This window comes from Dinoroseobacter sp. S76, from assembly GCF_049801095.1.
Lineage (GTDB): Bacteria > Pseudomonadota > Alphaproteobacteria > Rhodobacterales > Rhodobacteraceae > Dinoroseobacter.
This window is the reverse complement of sequence record NZ_JBNAGH010000017.1, coordinates 1-13,790: the sequence shown is the minus strand read 5'-3', so window position 1 is coordinate 13,790 and position 13,790 is coordinate 1. Positions and strand designations below refer to the sequence as shown.

The 13,790-nt window shown below is 53.8% G+C and carries 13 protein-coding genes; 6 read left to right on the top strand and 7 right to left on the bottom strand.

Features of this window, described 5'->3' with window-relative positions; genetic code table 11:
• The first annotated feature begins 7 nt into the window (after positions 1-7).
• Positions 8-388: a hypothetical protein gene (locus tag ACP153_RS21980; protein WP_424973164.1), complete on the top strand. Its 381-nt coding sequence runs from the start codon at positions 8-10 to the stop codon at positions 386-388.
• Positions 389-445: 57 nt separating this feature from the next.
• On the opposite strand, the gene ACP153_RS21975 is transcribed toward ACP153_RS21980, so the two are convergent.
• Positions 446-2,389 (bottom strand): ATP-dependent nuclease, encoded by a 1,944-nt coding sequence (locus tag ACP153_RS21975; RefSeq protein ID WP_424973163.1) that lies wholly within the window; start codon positions 2,387-2,389, stop codon positions 446-448.
• A gap of 486 nt (positions 2,390-2,875) precedes the next feature.
• Between ACP153_RS21975 and ACP153_RS21970 the strand changes: the two genes are divergently transcribed.
• Positions 2,876-4,042, top strand: a complete 1,167-nt coding sequence (locus ACP153_RS21970) for an oxidoreductase (protein WP_424973162.1) — start codon at positions 2,876-2,878, stop codon at positions 4,040-4,042.
• An 89-nt stretch (positions 4,043-4,131) separates the two neighbouring features.
• On the top strand, positions 4,132-4,632 hold the full coding sequence (locus ACP153_RS21965) for a GNAT family N-acetyltransferase (protein ID WP_424973161.1): 501 nt from the start codon (positions 4,132-4,134) through the stop codon (positions 4,630-4,632).
• On the opposite strand, the gene ACP153_RS21960 is transcribed toward ACP153_RS21965, so the two are convergent.
• From ACP153_RS21960 to ACP153_RS21950, 3 genes are all read right to left on the bottom strand, one after another.
• Positions 4,629-5,084 carry a DUF6653 family protein gene (locus tag ACP153_RS21960; protein WP_424973160.1) on the bottom strand — a complete coding sequence of 152 codons (456 nt, stop codon included), beginning with the start codon at positions 5,082-5,084 and terminating at the stop codon, positions 4,629-4,631. The genes ACP153_RS21965 and ACP153_RS21960 overlap by 4 nt on opposite strands.
• Positions 5,085-5,189: 105 nt before the next feature.
• Positions 5,190-6,371 (bottom strand): flavin-containing monooxygenase, encoded by a 1,182-nt coding sequence (locus ACP153_RS21955; RefSeq protein WP_424973159.1) that lies wholly within the window; start codon positions 6,369-6,371, stop codon positions 5,190-5,192.
• Between the two features lie 186 nt (positions 6,372-6,557).
• Positions 6,558-7,640: a class I SAM-dependent methyltransferase gene (locus tag ACP153_RS21950; RefSeq protein ID WP_424973158.1), complete on the bottom strand. Its 1,083-nt coding sequence runs from the start codon at positions 7,638-7,640 to the stop codon at positions 6,558-6,560.
• Positions 7,641-7,754: 114 nt separating this feature from the next.
• On the opposite strand from ACP153_RS21950, the gene ACP153_RS21945 reads away from it, so the two are divergent.
• Together ACP153_RS21945 and ACP153_RS21940 are read left to right on the top strand one after the other, a co-directional pair.
• Positions 7,755-8,783 (top strand): GlxA family transcriptional regulator, encoded by a 1,029-nt coding sequence (locus tag ACP153_RS21945; protein ID WP_424973157.1) that lies wholly within the window; start codon positions 7,755-7,757, stop codon positions 8,781-8,783.
• Between the two features lie 59 nt (positions 8,784-8,842).
• Positions 8,843-9,328, top strand: coding sequence for an SRPBCC family protein (locus ACP153_RS21940; RefSeq protein ID WP_424973156.1), 486 nt, complete (start codon positions 8,843-8,845; stop codon positions 9,326-9,328).
• A 647-nt stretch (positions 9,329-9,975) separates the two neighbouring features.
• Here ACP153_RS21940 and ACP153_RS21935 read toward each other — a convergent pair.
• The gene (locus ACP153_RS21935; protein ID WP_424973155.1) at positions 9,976-10,608 is read right to left on the bottom strand and encodes a tyrosine-type recombinase/integrase; all 633 of its coding nucleotides are present in this window, start codon (positions 10,606-10,608) and stop codon (positions 9,976-9,978) included.
• 166 nt (positions 10,609-10,774) lie between these two features.
• On the opposite strand from ACP153_RS21935, the gene ACP153_RS21930 reads away from it, so the two are divergent.
• Positions 10,775-11,677, top strand: a complete 903-nt coding sequence (locus ACP153_RS21930) for a toll/interleukin-1 receptor domain-containing protein (RefSeq protein ID WP_424973154.1) — start codon at positions 10,775-10,777, stop codon at positions 11,675-11,677.
• Positions 11,678-11,969: 292 nt separating this feature from the next.
• Here the strand turns inward: ACP153_RS21930 and ACP153_RS21925 are convergent, their stop codons facing one another.
• Positions 11,970-12,443: a hypothetical protein gene (locus ACP153_RS21925; protein ID WP_424973153.1), complete on the bottom strand. Its 474-nt coding sequence runs from the start codon at positions 12,441-12,443 to the stop codon at positions 11,970-11,972.
• A 556-nt stretch (positions 12,444-12,999) separates the two neighbouring features.
• On the bottom strand, positions 13,000-13,790 hold a 791-nt coding region (locus ACP153_RS21920), incomplete at its 5' end, for an IS3 family transposase (protein WP_424973152.1).

Here is a 13,790-nt window from a genome sequence, read left to right as displayed (position 1 = left end):
ATGTGAGATGTGCGAAAACAAGGACATCCGGTATGTCCACCAGATGCAGCATCCTGACTATCCGCACATTCTAGAGTGCGGTTGTGTTTGCGCCGGCAAGATGGAGGAGGACTACGCGGCCGCTTCAAAACGGGAATCTGACAGCAAGAACCTGGCCCAGCGTCGCGCACGTTGGCTGACACGAAAATGGAAGGTCTCGCAGAGCGGAAATGACTACTTGAAAACCGACGGCTTCCACATTGTGGTCTTTCCGAAGAACAGCGGATGGAGCGGACAGATCACCCGACTTAGCACTGGGGTCGCAACTCAAGCCCGTCGCCTCTACGACACCCAAGACAAGGCGAAGCTTGGCGCCTTTGACGGCATGATCTGGCTAAAAAACCATTGAATTGTTGGTGGTTAGCGAGACAACCAAGTACTACACAGCACTCTTCGAAGCCCTGGTTCAATCTCCAAGACGGAAGGAGTCCTCCCAATTTTGCGTAGCTGACCTTTTACGGAGCTGCTCCAAGATGCCAGTGACAAAAGCATCGGCGTCGCTTGCCTTGACTTGTCCTATCTCATATCGCTCCGGGTTCTTTAGTTTCTGCAATAGTCCCTGTACGTACTTTTTGAGCCCTTCACTCTGCTTGATGGCAAGATAAGCTTCGAACGGCTTGCTGCTAGCTCCACGCGGCAAGCCAATATGCCGTTCAAAATCTGGTATACTTACTTCATGAGCTACGCCGATACCGGCTGATCTAGCTTCGTGAACAAGTTTGCGAATTTCTTTGTTGTGCGCCCAAGAGGGAGACTTCTTGAGCGTCCCTTGCTTGTTTTTGGCCGTGCCGTGGGGCCAATCGCAATCATGCAGCACCCCGAAGTCTTTACGGAAGTGGATCAGCATTTTCATGACAGCGCGTATCTGCGGCTTTCCTCGGGCTTTTATAATTGTAACCTGATCGATGAGCTCGTGCCCCGCTTCGACCACCGCTGCAATGAAGGCTGCATGTTCGGTGTCGCCCTCTACGACGATGGGATACGTGCCGAAGAAGACCTCGCAGAACGTTGGATCCATCTCCTGGATTGCCTTTAGTGTTTCCTTCTCATCGCCAGTGAAACCAGCCTCGTCAGTGCGAAAGGTCTTGGGACCAACTAAGTCGTCAGCACCTTCGCGTTCGAGCCGAAGAATCGTGGTATGGTCCATAGCCGGATTGACGAAAAGCGGAGAATGAGTGGTCATCATCACCTGCCACTCAGGCTGACCAGCAAGTTCGTACAGCTGCCGCTGGGCCGCGCGAGCCGCGAGCGGGTGAAGGGCGTTTTCCGGCTCATCAATTAGCAAGATGTATCCGGGCAATGCGGGATCGCTGGCATCGTCCGGCAAAGCGCCGCCTGCTTGGATCGCTTCGATTTGAGCTTGGATCTCTTGTGTTCTAATTGGATCTTTCTTTGCTTTCGTCAGTTCTTTCTTCAGCGCCTTAACTGCATCTTCGCGAAGTTTTTTGTCGCTAACGAGGCGATTACGAACCTGTAGCATGGTCCAGAAAAGTGCTCGCTGTGCGCCCGCCCCCTGTTGAGACAATTGAACTTCTGCCCCATTGTCCGTGACGCGTAGGCCCGAACCGTCAGCGATGAGCTTGGCTGCGTCAAATCTTGGTGGGGCAGCCTTCACGTCCAAGGTGACTGATAAGCCAGGGAACACACCGGTAAAGCCTTGTTCTACTTGCGAAACCGCCTCTGAAAACTGAGATTTCTGTTCCTGGACAATACCTGTGACGCCTTTTTGGAGCTGCGACATTGCGAGAGAGAGGGCGGAATCAGCATCTGCAGCGGCATTTGAAAGGGCTGTGCCGACTGGCTCGAGAACCAGTTTCATAAGTGCCTTCTCGGCCTCGGCAGGGTCTCCGCGCGAGCCAATTCGAACTGGCTGCGGCAAGCGAGAATTGAACACGTTGTCGGCACCACCAGCTTTGCCATCTAAGGCATAGCCCCCGTTTTCCTCTTCGGCTTGGCTGGGCAGGCGGGTCTGCCGGAGCGGCGAGACCTTGCCGTCCTCAACTTGTTCTGGCCACCATTGCCAGCGGCTGGTGAGGATGCGCAGATCTTCTCGTTCTTCCTTCCATTCTTCGCTAATATTGCCGATACCCTCGGGAATATGGACTTCGAGGATCACTTCGGATGGTTGGTCTTCCGGAGCTTGCGCACAACGATCGCGAATCCAATCGAATTTTTCGCTACCCTGAGCGAGCTCATAGGCCCGGAGAAGGGTTGATTTCCCGGAGTTATTGCGCCCTACAACGCAAACAACATCATCCAGCGCAACACTGATGCCGTCAGGCCCAATGCAACCGATGTTTCGAACGATCATGCGAACTAGCTTTGATCTTTTTTCGACCATCTTCATCATCCTGTAGCCATTAAGGAATTCTCAACCGTTGGTTAAATGCTGATTTCCAATTCAATCCTAAATCGCAACCTAGTGTATAGCTGCGCTGAAACTCAATTTTTTTGACGCGAATTGAGAAGCTTAGCGCACACGCAAATTGTCTAGCTGTGCACTGCCTGCACCGCGGCAAAGCTGGCTTCGCTTTCTAGCGCGTATCTTGTGTAACGGTGACCTGGAGACGATCATGCCATGAACATCCGCATAGTGTCTCGATTGTGGTTTTGGATGACCCTTGGTTTTGCACTCGCAGCGAATGACTGGAATATGGGCTGCACCCGCAGCATTCGAAGACCGTGTCCAATGTCGGCTCTGGGCCGCCTGCGACAAGCTCCGCATGCGCAGTCTTGTCCGATACAAACCTAAACTTTCCGATCGAAGCCTTGCGAACAAAAGGAAATCGCTATGGTTTCCGGGAATGTCCAATACATGAGCAGTTTGATCGGCCCCATGACGACATCAGAACGTACAGAGCTGTCCCAAGCGCTTGAGCTACCATGCGGAGCGGTTCTTAAAAACCGGATCGCAAAGCCAGCGATGTCAGACTCTCTCGGGGATGGAATAGGCAATCCCAGCCAACAGCAGATCGATCTGTACGGTATCTGGGCCGAAGGCGGACTCGGTTTGTCGATCATTGGTGAAGTTCAGGGCGATCCGTTTGCCGCAGAGAAGCCAGGAAACCTCGTATTGCGTGATGACGCTGAAGCTGGGAGCAAGAATAGCGCTCAGTTGTGGCTGCAGCTTGGCCATGCTGGTGCCATGGCACATCCACCGATCAGCGTTCCTCTGGGGCCAAGCGCTTTGGAGGTGGGATCTATCGCCTGTCGTGCACTCTCTTTGGTGGAGATTACGCAGATACCTACTGAATTTGCGCGCACGGCCTGCTTGGCTAAAGAAATGGGATTTGGTGGGGTGCAAATACATGCAGCACGCGGGTTTTTGCTTAGTCAGTTCTTGTCACCTCTCTTCAATAGGCGCGATGATCAATACGGTGGCTCGATTGAGAACCGCATGCGGCTGACAATGGAAGTGATCGCCGAGGTCAGAGATCAGGTCGGTCCCCAATTCCCTATCGGCATCAAACTGAATGCCACTGATCAGTTGGAAGGCGGATTGACCGAAGAGGATTCGCTCAAGGTCATCTCCGCGTTGGAAAAAACCAGCATTGATCTCATCGACATCAGCGGCGGCACGTACTTTCCAGGCGCAAAGCCTGCCTCTGATACAGGTGGAGAAGGCCCTTACTTTCTGGACTTCGCGCGCCGTGCTCGCAGACTGACATCGAAACCACTGATGCTGACCGGCGGCTTCAAGACATACGTGCAAGCCGTCGACGCTCTGTCGGCAGGCGTTGATGTGGTTGGGCTAGCCAGGGCGCTCGTTCTTGACCTATCGCTTCCAAATGCTTGGCTTGCTGGTGATACCAGAGCACCATCATTTCCCCGGTTCGAAAATCCACCAGAGGGTGGCGTCACGGCTTGGTATACGATGCGAATGACGGAAATTGCTGAAGGCCGGGACTTATCCGGCCCGGAATGCCTTTCGGATGCGATCCGTGAATATGAAGCAAGAGACACGTCGCGTGTTGCAATCTGGAACGCTCATTTCAGAGACTAACCGATCTGCATCGGTCACGTCCGGTTCCAACCTTCTTGGTTTGAACGATTGCTGGCAAAGAGTACTCCCGTCAACCGATGAGGACCGTCATGCTTGAGACCGACCGCCTAACTCTTCGTAGACCTGAGCCTGCTGACCTAGCGGGTTGGACCTCGTTCTTCACTTCTGAGCGCGCACGGTTTGTAGGCGGCGGCGATGGTAAAACGGATCTTGCGTGGCGTGTCTTTGCGATCTTCCTCGGACATTGGTCGCTGCACCAAACAGGACCGTTCGTTGTTTGTCGCAAAGATACAGGCGACGCCATTGGAACTGCCGGGCCCTGGTATCCAAGCGGATGGCCAGAGAAGGAATTGACGTGGTCGATCTGGTCTCCAGAAGCCGAAGGTCAGGGTTTTGCCAGTGAAGCTGTTGTTTCATTGCGCGACCATGTTCTTGGTGATCTCAATTGGCCTCGCGCTGTCAGCTACATTGACCCTGAGAACACCATATCAATTCGACTGGCCGAGCGGATCGGCTGCGTGCTCGATGTAAACGCCGTGGCTCCCGATGACGATCCAACGCTTGTGTACGTCCATTGGCAAAAAGGCTAACGCTTCGACTCGAAGCCGCCCGTGTCCTCAATGAGCCAGACCATGCGGTCTAGGAACCAAAGCTTGCCGCCCATCACGAGGATCAATCCGGAGATCACTGGCCATGGGTCCAATACCCACAAGCCCCATGCCAATGGCAGCAGCCCTAAACCGCTCACAATGGCGAGAATATGGGGCATTTTACCGTGATGAGCCGGGATCGGGGTCGTCTTTCGGGCGATCCATACACGCTCACCAAAGACGCCCTTGGACATCCAGTTATCGAGGTCGTCTGGTTTTCGAAATGCGCGTGGGTTCCACCAAGTCCAGATGCAGACCAGCGCAACGAGGGCGAGGGGCCACCACCCGATCCATTCACGGCTCCAGATGGCCGCGACAAAGAGGGGAGGGATCGAAATGCGGCTCCATCCGCTCCATGGATTGGCATGGCGTTCCCAAACCTCGTCGGACATGGACATTAGGCTTTCGGAGAATGAACTCTTGGTCATGTTGATTACCTCGGCTGAGCGAAGTGCTCTGATGATGAATCAGCTATCGTCAAAGCACCTCGTCTTAGATTATGCAGCAAGCCTGCGATGAGGCGAAGCATGCGCCGGTTTGCCCATTTTGGAGTCTTTAAGGATGCCAGACGCAATTCGATGCGCGCCCTTGGCCGCCGAGTGGAAGTAGCCTTGGAATTCAGGCCGAAACCCATTGAACCATAGACCAGGCAGACCTGGCGTCGGCTCTCCCATCGGGTGCTTTGGGATGCCCGCATGGTTGAGGACATCAAACCCCCCGAGCAAAGGCTCCAATGCAGTTTTGTATCCCGTCGCACAGATCACCACATCCGGCTCGAACGTGCGGAAGCAATCGAAAGAGACGCGGTCGGTCCAAAACTCAGTGATCTCACCAACGACCTTGAAGCGCCCGCTCTTGATTGCAGCGACAAACCCGTCGTCTATGGCAAATGCCGTCCCGTCGGTGGCGAGCCTTGTTCCACCGCCCAATGAATGGGAGGTCAAACCGTACTTTTTGAGATCGCCAAAGAACAAGCGCTGCGTTAGCGCGAACGCCGGATCGACCATCCAAAGCGGCATAGCTGCGAACAGATTTGCTGCACGGTGTAACGGGAAACCGAACACGCGTTGCGGAACGATTGCAGGTCCGTAGCGTACGGAAATCCTTACATCCTTTGGATTGTTCCGCGCGAGGTGGTTCAGCACGTCACCGCCGGAGTTGCCCGCGCCGACTACAAGAACGTTCTTGCCGTCGTACTGAGATAGGTCGCCGACGTTTGCTGCATGGATCACGTCCCCTTCAAAACGCTCAAGACCTCGCCAGGCCGGGATATTCGGGGTTCGGTCGCGCCCTGTTGCCACAACGACATTCGGTGCCTCGAACGAACGGCTTCCGGCAACGACGCGCCAACCACTTGGGGTTCGTTCTATGCCGGAGACGATGACCCCAGCTTCGATGCAGTCGCGAAGATAATTGGCGTAGTCTTCGAGGTGCTGAATAAGGGTATCGCGCTTTAGATAGGCGCCGTCTGAACGTGGTGCCGGTTTGCCCGGTAGTGCTGCAAACTTACGATGAATGTTTAACCGCAACGCGGGATGGCGCTGCCGCCAGTTCCAAGCCACGCGGCCAGATGCATCCAGCACGGTGACAGGGATACCCTGGTCGCGCAGGATGTGTGCGGTGGCGAGGCCGGTCAAACCGGCCCCAATGATAAGTGTGTGTTTGTCAGGGTGTTGCATGGCCGGGTCCTAACGTGATCGACGGAGCACCCCATCCGATAGACCATCGATCAAGCCGATGTCCCGTTGGACGCTCTTGGGAAGGTTTGTAATGATGCGGCGTGTTTTACGCCGCTGACGGGCGTCAGAAAGACGCTGAAGAATGCGTAGAGACATGGTGTTATCCTAGGTTGAGATCACGCGCTCTTAGCGGCGCGCGACGAAGTAGGCGTTGACTTGGTCATGCGGCAGGCGATGGGTTTCCACATCGTCAAACCCAGCCTCGGCCAAAAAGTCCTGTGCGGTTTCCACACCCCACATCGTTCCTAAGCCAGGACCGCCTTGGCCGATCGAAATCGGGGTGCAGTGCATCAGCGAAATGGTGAACAAGAGCGGTGAAAGAGGGTTGTCCATATTGGTGACAAGGTCTCGCGATCCACCGATGTCCTGCATCAAGAAGACGCCACCTTCGTTCAGTGAATTGTAGATTGTCTTGACCAGACCAAGCGGGTCTTTCTGATCATGTACGGCGTCGAAACCTGTCACGAGATCGTAGGCACCAAGCGTTGTGACCGTGCTTAGATCAAGCGTTCTAAACGTGAGGTTGTCGAGGCCATCCTTGAGCGCTTGAACACGTGCTTCAGCAAAGGCGTCTTCGCATAGATCAAGTCCCGTGAAAGAACTGTTAGGGTAAGCCTCGGCCATCTTGAGGAGCGCGCGACCTCCACCACAGGCAACGTCAACAACATCAATGCCGTCTTTCAGGCGCTCGACCAATCCTGGCACGATGGGCAAGATGCTTTCGATGAGCGCCATGACCGTCGTCTGATAGCTGTCCTCCGCCATCACCTCATGGAAGCGGAGAAAGTGGTCATAGTGCAGACCATCGCCGCTTTGAAACCGCTCAATCATTTGCTCTTCGACTGAGGCGGCAACCCCAACAAATTGACTGGTTACAGCGATGTTGTTTGGCGCGGCAGTCCGAGTCAGAAAAGCGGCATGCTCAGCAGGCAGTGAGTAAGTCTGGTTCTCCGGTTGGTACTCAACAATGCGAGACGTCACCATGACAGCAAGCCATTCGCGTACATAGCGCTCAGCAAGACCTGCTGAAGAAGCGAGTGCTTCACTACTGCTCGGTGGCAGAGCGGCCATTGCGTCGAACAGTCCGACACGGTGGCCAAGTGAGATCATAATCGAGGTTGCGGCGTTCGTGATCGTGCCGACAAGCTGACCAGCGAAGGCTTCGGCGCGTTCGGCATCGAAGTTAGTTGGTGAGGAAAGATCGTTCATTTGGGTCTCCATTGTTGAAAGCGCCGTGGCGCTCGGATGGAGATCGTTTGCATTGACAAGCCGAGTCGCGTTAGCTTTTGGATCGACAAGAACGGCTAAAATCGGACATCTGAAATGTCAAAATCACTAGAAACAGTTGTTGTAGGACTTCCTTGGGCTGGGACATCGACAGTCTTTGCGATCCTGGATGTTCTGGCTTCTGTGGGGCGAGACTGGGCGATGCTTCATGGCGAACAGATGCTCCCATCACCCTTCCGGGCGCGTCTGTGCACGCCGGACGGTGTAGCCTATCGCGATTTGAATGGCCGCCTGATCACCCCGGAAGCCGTGTTACCTGAACCGTCGCAAACCGATCTCGTGATTGTACCAGACATGCATCTTGACCCATGGAAGCCGCTCCCTTTGGAAATGAATCCAATCGCGGAGTGGGCCGCTCAGGTGCACGAGTCCGGTGGGATGGTGACATCCGTCTGTTCAGGAGCGCTGCTCTTGGGCATGAGTGGCGTCCTGAACGGAGTGGATGCAACGACCCATTGGGCTTACTCAGAACGGTTAGCTGAAGAATTTGAAGGAATACGCGTACGCCGCGAACGTGTCTTGATCCCTGCGGGCGACGGACATCGCATCGTAACCGCCGGTGGCGCGTCAGCTTGGGCTGATCTTGTTCTTTACCTGATTGCCCATTTGGTAGGTTGCGAAGAAGCGCGTCGCATTGCCAAACTCTACCTAATCGAACCGCACTCCCAAGGCCAAATGGGCTTTGCGTCTTTGTCCGCTGGACGCCAGCATTCAGACGCAGTCATCGGCGACCTACAGAGCTGGATAGCCGTCAACTACGAGCATTCGAACCCTGTTCAGGAAATGGCGCGCATGGTGGGGATGACAGAGCGTACGTTGTTGCGCCGGTTCCGAGCTGCCACAGGGCAGACTCCAAGCGACTATGTTCAAACGGTCCGGGTCGAAGAGGCAAAACAGGCACTCGAAACATCCGATACCCCAATCGACGACATTGCTGCAGAAGTTGGATATGCAGAGCCTTCTGCGTTTCGCACCGCGTTCAAGAAGCGGGTCGGATTGAGTGCCAGCGAATACCGACGCAAGTGGCAGGCGAAGTTGAGCCATGCGCTTGGAGACGCAACCTAGCGTCTTATCCAAACCCTTCGTGTCCGATGGGCGAATAGCGGGAAGGAACCTGTTGATGCATGACACTCCTGCAAAGGAGAAGAGATATGCATGCACTAAGTGCGGAAGCCGGGATGCCTTCAACGTCTGTTGTTGAAAGTTCCATCCTCATTACGGCCCCGTTGGAAACTGTCTGGCAATACACAATTGACGTCAATCGATGGCCTGAATGGTGCCCAACGATACAAGCGGCGAGTGTTCAAGATGCCGATCAGCTGTCAATAGGGACGGAGTTCTCGGTTAAGCAACCGCTACAACCGAAACGGCGCTGGCAAGTCACCGAACTGGTTCCAAACAAAGTAGAGGCATGGCGCACCATCGATGAGAAGGAGCGCTTTGTGGCGAGGCACGTCTTGGTAGACAACCGCACATCAATCGAGAGCACCTTGCAACTCCGATTTGTTCCAACCTGGTGGCCAATCCAATCCTTGTTAACACTGGCGTTCAAAGCGGCGTTGAACCGAGAAAACAGAGCGCTCAAGGTCGTTTGTGAGCGTTCGAGCTAGTTTAAATGCTACTTGTGCTGATGTAGTTTTAAATGTCAGCTTTGCGGACTGCGGACTGCGGACTGCGGACTGCGGACTGCGGACTGCGGACTGCGGACTGCGGACTGCGGCCGCAGCATTGAGGCAGGCTGTCGGAGGTCGGCTATGGGCCGTTCTGCGAAGCACCATTTAGACTGCAGCAGCCCTGCGGCCCCCTGCACCATTTGTTGCGATCGTATTGCAGGGGGGAGCAACGGAGCGAATGAGGTTTTGGGTTCAACGACCCACAGTGTCTCCGTGGTACGCGCCGCAGTTTTTTTGCCCTTCCTTTTGCCTTTCCACTCATCAGACGGTTCACACCGCCCTAGTTCCATTTAAGTCGCGAAATATTTCCGGCAGGAACGTGGTTTCCCCTCTCAGCACCGGGGTTTCCGGGATTTCAAAAGTTTGGTCACGAGGGACCTCCTTTCTAACGGACATTTTCACCTGTTACCGAAATGGGGGCAAATCAGTACAATTTCAAGCATTGGAAACGCTGGGATCGAGTCAAGTGTCACTGGGCGCATAGCTTTAGATCGCGAAGGTCCGCAAAGCGGGCTGCAGCCGCAGCATCTTGGATCTGTGCGGAACGGCGGGATAGGGCCGCCAGTCAAGGCGACCCAAATACCCTAGATTTCAATAGCTTCGGCGATGGCCAGCGCATCCTCGAGTTCGACGCCCAGGTACCGGACCGTGCTGTCCATCTTAGTGTGACCGAGAAGAAGCTGAACAGCTCGAAGGTTGCCGGTCTTCTTGTAGATTTGGGTGACCTTGGTTCGGCGCATCGAGTGGGTACCGTAAGCACTCGCCTCGAGACCGACCGACGTTACCCAGTCGCGGACAATCCTTGCGTACTGCCGGGTCGAGATATGCGGGCGCTCGTGGAACCGGCCAGGCCAAAGGTACTCGGAGCCGACCATGAGCTCGTCTTCCATCCACTTCTCGACTGAGGCTCGAGTACCTTCAGAAATCTCAAAGCGGACCGGTTTCTGTGTTTTGCTCTGTAAGACCGATGCCCGTTCCTTGATCTGGCCAGATGCCATGACGTCGACCACTTTCATCTTCACCAGGTCGCAGCCTCGAAGCTTGCTGTCGATAGCCATGTTGAACAGCGCGAGGTCGCGATGGTTTTCTGCTAGCTCAAGGCGAACACGGATTGCCCAGACATGCTTTGGTTTCAGTGGTCGTTTCTGACCGACAATGCGCCCCTTGTTCCACGCAGGACGAAGCGCACGAATGGCGGGTAAGTTTGGTGTTTCCATGACTGATCCTCCGATCCGCCATGCCCTCCCAAAACGACAACCCGACGTTGACCAAAGCATTGTATCACAGGATGCTGCTCTGCCTCCGAGGTCAGGTATGAGCCCTCATTGCCTTTTTTCCGCATCGCGGCCAATGTCAGCTTTGGAGACGCGAGAAGGTTAACTCATGCAAGTTTTTGTAAGCTGGTCCGGAGAACCGAGCAAAGCCATTGCTAAAGCTCTAACCAATTGGTTGCCTGACGTTATTCAAAGCATGGATGTTTGGATGTCAGAACATGACATCGCAGCAGGCTCTAAGTGGTCCGAGCAAATCTCGGATGTTCTTGAGAAATCAAACATAGGTATAATTTGTTTAACCCCTGATAACCAAAATTCACCTTGGATACTTTTTGAGGCAGGTTGTCTCGCCAAGACCAACAAGATTGCTCGTGTAATTCCGTTTCTTCACGGCTTATCTGCTACCGATGTTCGGTTTCCGCTTGCTCAATTTCAGTCGGTTGCTGCGAACAAAGAAGGCACTTTGAAGTTGCTGCAAAGCCTTAACCTCGCTGGCGGCGTTGGCATGTCGTCTGAACGACTTGAGAAGCTTTTCGAAAAGTGGTGGCCTGATTTAGAACAACAAATCTCGCGAGTTGACGTCGTATCGATGGACGAAAGTAGTGAACGCTCTGATCGAGAGCTTCTCGAAGAAGTGTTGGATTTAGTCAGGAATGGGGCCAAACTGACGAGAGCAGAGATGCGCAGGTCACGTGCAACTAGTTACCTTAGAATTGATGTGTCGGAGCTATTCGGAGAAGAAGGTCTGAACTTCGACATTCCATACGATGAATCGGAGAATGTATCTGACTTTTTGGACCGACTGTACTTTGGAATTTGCAAGATCAATCGAATCCCGGCTTACGAGTACGGAACTTTTTGGTTGCTAAAAGACAAGAAAAGTGGAAGAGTCTTTGACGACATTGGCATAAGGACGAGCAAGTCACGCGGCGATGTTCGAGAAACCCAATCGATATACTCTGAGGGAATAACTGCGGACTCTTTATTGGCAGCGTTCAAGCTGACGCGCTAATTTTGGTATCGTGAATTACGGCCATTCGTTTCTGTTTCATGAAGGTCCGCTTCGTCCCGCAGACTGTGAATTCGAACCAATCGAGGTTTTGGCGTTGCAGCGAATGGCGGGTCTGACGGGCCGCATCGCAGCATCACCAGTGGCGGCTGGATGTCTCCTTTGGGCCGTGAGCAACGAGCTTGACTAGCGTGACGGATGGCCGAGGTGCGGACTTTGCTGCCGTTGTAGTTACTCAATCCAATGACCGCTCTAAGGGAATTACAGCGAAGCGTGGGGTAACCCGAACATCTCGTTACTGGATTTTCGGTCTCGAACCGTTGTCGATATAACCCATTCTAGTGAGGTCTACTTCAGCCTCTTTCCACTGCTCCTCCATAAAATCGATAAAATCTTCTGTGTACCCTCGCGGCAAACAGTGCTTTCGAATGAACTCTCTATCCCAAAAAATACATCTAGCAATGTTCTTAACTGAAGAAACATAGTACAGATCGCCATCAAACTTGGAGATCAGTACTTTATCCGCGCCATATTCTAGGGTCCCTCCGATACTGTTTAGTTGCTCAAAATAGTAGAACATCTTTCGAACCTCTTTCCTACTAAGCCCCTCCGCAACAAAATGATTTTCGCTTTCGATATCCTGAAGCTCTTGATTGCCGATCACAATCAGGTTTATGTTGTGATGATTGTGAATTGCGTTTTTTGTATCCGTCTCGCTCTTTCGATTCCTTTTGCCATCGGTAAAAGCTAATTGCTGCAAATCCGACAATTGCAGCAACTACAAGCTGGACTGCGGAAACTGAAATTCGGATCATGTCTACTGATTGTAAATCCACAAATGAAGTTCCCCGAAGTTGTGGTTCTAGGCTGATAGGCGATCGGCGTTTGAGCCAATTCCTTGCTATAGGTAAGCACCTTCGCGCACCTGGCAACAGATCTTGTGTTCTACACGATGGCTGCCGTTAGCCCCAGCTGCAGCATCAAGTACTGTGGGCTCAAACCCGTCCTTCCCTGCTCTTGCACAATGATTTCCGCTTAGGCGGTCTGCACTGCAGAAGCGAACGAGTTAGGGGAACGGCAACTCTGGGCTGTCACTTCCTTGGTGAAGTGATCACCGCAACCGCGACAGGCCGTGGTACTGCGATGACGCATGTATTGTTTAGGTATCCCTTCTGCAGTGGCTATTTTGCCGCGCTGGCACAGGCAGCGTCTGCCAGAGACTCTGACGGCGTGCCCAAGGCCACACTCAAGTGTCCGTCGTCATGGTTTTTGGAACCAATGGCGGCCTGAACTAAGTGAGAGTTTGGCTCATCTTGTTGGTTTGATTATGCGGCGTGTTTGCGGTGATGCAAGCGTCGCGCTTCGAGTGTTTTCTGTTTGATCCTTTCGCGTTGTTTGAGAATAGCTTTGTCCCGGCCGAAGTAGACGTCGGCGGGTGTGACGTTGTTGATGCTCTCGTGTAAGCGCTGGTGATTGTAGTGATCGACAAAGGCCGTGATCTGCGCCTCGAGATCGCATGGCAGGAAGTAGTTTTCGAGCAGGATGCGGTTCTTGAGGGTCTGATGCCAACGTTCGATCTTGCCTTGGGTCTGCGGATGGTATGGCGCACCGCGGGAGTGCTTCATGCCCTTATCCTGCAACCACTCGGCCAGATTCCCAGAGACGTAACTGGAGCCGTTGTCGCTGAGCAGACGCGGCTTGTGAACGACATGTACCTGATCGCAGCCGGATGCCTGCAATGCGAGGTCGAGTGTGTCTGTCACGTCCTCGGCCCGCATGTTGGTGCAGAGCTTCCAGGAGATGATGTAGCGGCTGTAATCATCGAGGACGGTGCTAAGGTAGAACCAGCCCCAGCCGATCACCTTGAGATAGGTAAAGTCGGTCTGCCAAAGCTGGTTGATTGCCGTCGTTTTGTGTTGGAATTCATCGGCGGCTTTCAGGACGATGAAGGCCGGGCTGGTGATCAGGTCATGGGCTTTGAGTGTCCGATATACAGTAGATTCCGAGACAAAATAGCGTTCCTGATCGGTAAACTTCACCGCCAGTTCACGTGGCGATAGCTCCGTTTCCTTCAGCGCAAGATCCACAACCTTGCGCTTCACGTCAGAGGGCACCC

Excerpts from the sequence above, each read along its gene's own strand:
- ACP153_RS21980 (WP_424973164.1), top strand. The coding sequence starts at position 8 with ATGTGCGAAAACAAGGACATCCGGTATGTCCACCAGATGCAGCATCCT.
- ACP153_RS21970 (WP_424973162.1), top strand. The coding sequence starts at position 2,876 with ATGACGACATCAGAACGTACAGAGCTGTCCCAAGCGCTTGAGCTACCA.
- ACP153_RS21975 (WP_424973163.1), bottom strand. The coding sequence starts at position 2,389 with ATGATGAAGATGGTCGAAAAAAGATCAAAGCTAGTTCGCATGATCGTT.
- ACP153_RS21935 (WP_424973155.1), bottom strand. The coding sequence starts at position 10,608 with ATGGAAACACCAAACTTACCCGCCATTCGTGCGCTTCGTCCTGCGTGG.
- ACP153_RS21960 (WP_424973160.1), bottom strand. The coding sequence starts at position 5,084 with ATGTCCGACGAGGTTTGGGAACGCCATGCCAATCCATGGAGCGGATGG.
- ACP153_RS21955 (WP_424973159.1), bottom strand. The coding sequence starts at position 6,371 with ATGCAACACCCTGACAAACACACACTTATCATTGGGGCCGGTTTGACC.
- ACP153_RS21945 (WP_424973157.1), top strand. The coding sequence starts at position 7,755 with ATGTCAAAATCACTAGAAACAGTTGTTGTAGGACTTCCTTGGGCTGGG.
- ACP153_RS21930 (WP_424973154.1), top strand. The coding sequence starts at position 10,775 with ATGCAAGTTTTTGTAAGCTGGTCCGGAGAACCGAGCAAAGCCATTGCT.
- ACP153_RS21940 (WP_424973156.1), top strand. The coding sequence starts at position 8,843 with ATGACACTCCTGCAAAGGAGAAGAGATATGCATGCACTAAGTGCGGAA.
- ACP153_RS21950 (WP_424973158.1), bottom strand. The coding sequence starts at position 7,640 with ATGAACGATCTTTCCTCACCAACTAACTTCGATGCCGAACGCGCCGAA.
- ACP153_RS21965 (WP_424973161.1), top strand. The coding sequence starts at position 4,132 with ATGCTTGAGACCGACCGCCTAACTCTTCGTAGACCTGAGCCTGCTGAC.